1 protein-coding gene and 1 pseudogene are annotated in these 2,558 nt (G+C 59.2%); one reads left to right on the plus strand and one right to left on the minus strand.

The window, feature by feature from the left end; translation table 11 throughout:
• Positions 1-411 (minus strand): annotated as a pseudogene (locus PLN84_RS13035) (hypothetical protein); the annotation flags it as partial.
• A gap of 431 nt (positions 412-842) precedes the next feature.
• On the opposite strand from PLN84_RS13035, the gene PLN84_RS13040 reads away from it, so the two are divergent.
• On the plus strand, positions 843-2,231 hold the full coding sequence (locus PLN84_RS13040; protein ID WP_292385543.1) for an ATP-binding protein: 1,389 nt from the start codon (positions 843-845) through the stop codon (positions 2,229-2,231).
• Positions 2,232-2,558: the final 327 nt, after the last annotated feature.

Here is a 2,558-nt window from a genome sequence, read left to right on the forward strand (position 1 = left end):
CGCGAGCCAGAAGAGGATCTTGAGGGATTCCCGGACCCCGTCGCCGTCGAGACCGGCGTACTTCAGGGCATAGACCCCGATGACGAGCAGGGGGAGGTAAGCCGGCGAGAGGTAGCGCATGTCGGGGACGATCCCGGGGCTTGCCGACATGCCGGGGAGGGAGCGGGCGTAGGCGAGCACCACGAGGGCGGCGGCGAGGGCGAAGAAGGCGAGGAGCCGGGCGTCCCGGGAGGGGATCCCGGTCGGTCTGCGGCGGAGGAGGGCGTAGCCAGTCGCCGCGGCGAGGAGGAGGGCGAAGAACGAGAGCGGCGAGACCTGGAAGAACGCGGCGGAGCCGTCGCGGACGGGGTCGAAGAAGGCGCCGTAGAGCCCGGAGATGAGATCGCCGGGGGGGGCATACTGCCCGGCCACGGTGCTTAAGAGGCCCTGCGGCGCCTTTCCCGCGGCGGAGGCATACCCCGCAACCCGGGCGCAGGGGGTCGTGAGGGCGGGTTATAGAGGAAGGGAGGCCCCTGTTGGCATCGATATGATGACCATCCCGGGGTGCCGCACGGCCGATTACATGCCCATTACATACCTTGAAAGACGATATGCGAGGAGATATGGCGATACAGTGGCCAATCGGGGGTTTTATGAAGGGGGGATCCTGCCCTGTGAACCGTGATGCACATACCGGCGGCGTGTATGGTTTACATTTCCCATACCCAGTATAAGACATACCCTCTGAATCTGCTTGATCGAGCGTCCAGACTCGCGCACGAAGGGAGCAGGCAGTACCATCACCGGGAAACCCCAATCGCTTCGCCCTGATCGGCGGGAAGTCTATAAGAGAATGACCGCCGATGTACTATCAACAGTCAACCGCATCCACCATGATCGAGAGCCAGAACGTTGAATTCAAGGAGTCCTGGAAGGACGAATATCTCAAGACCCTCTGCGCATTTGCAAATACAAGCGGCGGGGTGCTTAAGATAGGCATCGATGATGCCGGAAGACCGGTCGGCGTCCATCAGGTGAAGCGGCTCTTGCGAGAACTGCCCAACAAGATCCGAAACAAACTTAGTATCACCCCCTCCGTTATCGCTGAAACGGTCGCAGGAAAAGAGCTCATCAGCATCACGGTCTCCCCTTCCCCTGTCCCGGTCTCGTGCGACGGTCGGTATTATCGGCGTAGCGGAAGCAACACATTCGACCTTGCGGGACAGGAGCTTGTTCACTTTCTAATCAGCAAATCCGGGATTACCTGGGATACGGTCACCGGCGACTACTCCATCGGCGATATCGATCCCGGGGTGGTCAGGATGTTCGTTCGTCTGGCAAAGCGGTCGAACCGGCTTGATACTGCGGATGAAGAAGAGCCCGTGGACTCGATTCTGCGCCGCTTAGAACTTACTGTCAATGGCAAATTGACCAATGCCGCCATTATGCTCTTCGGCAGAGAGCCGCAGCGGTTCTTTGTCAACACCACTACCCGGGTCGGCCGATTCAAGGGGGGAGATATCATCATCGGCGATGAGGAGTTCTCCGGGAACCTCATCCAGCAATTCATGAGGGCGGAGGAGCGGGTGAAAAGTTTCATCGATGTCCGATATGAGATTTCGGCGGATGCAATGCAGGAGTCCTTTCAGCGCAAGGAGATCTGGGACTATCCGTTACTGGCAATTCGTGAAGCGCTCCTTAACGCGCTTATCCACCGGGATTATTTCAACACCGACATCCAGACCCAGATCCGCATCTATGATGACGCTATACGGTTCCATAACCCGGGCTCTCTGCCCCAGGGAATCACGATTGAGATGCTCAAGACCGAGCACTACTCGTTCCTGCGCAACCCTCTCATAGCAAAGATATTTTACCTCGCCGGGTTTGTCGAACGGTATGGTTCCGGCATCGGGCGAATTGTGGACGCACTCGCAGAGGCCGGACTCCCGGAACCTGAATTTCAAAGCGATTCCTTCGGGTTCATTGTGCGCATGCGAAAAGACCTGCGGTTTACCGAGAGTTCTCTGCGGGCCATCGGCCTGAACAAGCGGCAGCTGCAGGCGATGTCCTTTGCCAGGGAGCACGGCGCTATAACAGCTGTAGACTATGCATCGATTGCTCCGGGGGTATCGGAGAAGACCCGATACCGCGATCTTCTCGATCTCGTCCATCGTGGCTTGTTGGAGGCAGTCGGTGCGAGGAGGGGCAGAAAGTACGTTTTAGCCCGGTTGCCTCCCGGGAACGCCTGATACGATGACAGGGCCTGATAGATAATGGACATTTATCGGACATTTATCGGACATATCGGACATCTTCCGTTTTGAGGTGTCCGACATCTGCCACCTGAGATTGAGAGGATCGGTGTTTCGTGGGGGTTGAAACGCCACGGATTCGCCGCAGCCTCGCGGTGCTCTAACTCCTTCCCCTGCGGGGAAGTCGTTCCCCGCACCCCCTCCCTCGCATTATTCGAGGGGGGGAGGCCACACCCGGTCGACGTAGCCATTGAGGGGCCGCCTGGAGCTTGCCGGGCGGCGACGTCTCCCGCCCCATCCGGGCGCTGGCGGCGGGCGCCGCCG

It is taken from the genome of Methanoculleus sp., assembly GCF_035363275.1.
In the GTDB taxonomy this organism is placed as follows: domain Archaea; phylum Halobacteriota; class Methanomicrobia; order Methanomicrobiales; family Methanoculleaceae; genus Methanoculleus.

Excerpts from the sequence above, each read along its gene's own strand:
- PLN84_RS13040 (WP_292385543.1), top strand. The coding sequence starts at position 843 with ATGTACTATCAACAGTCAACCGCATCCACCATGATCGAGAGCCAGAAC.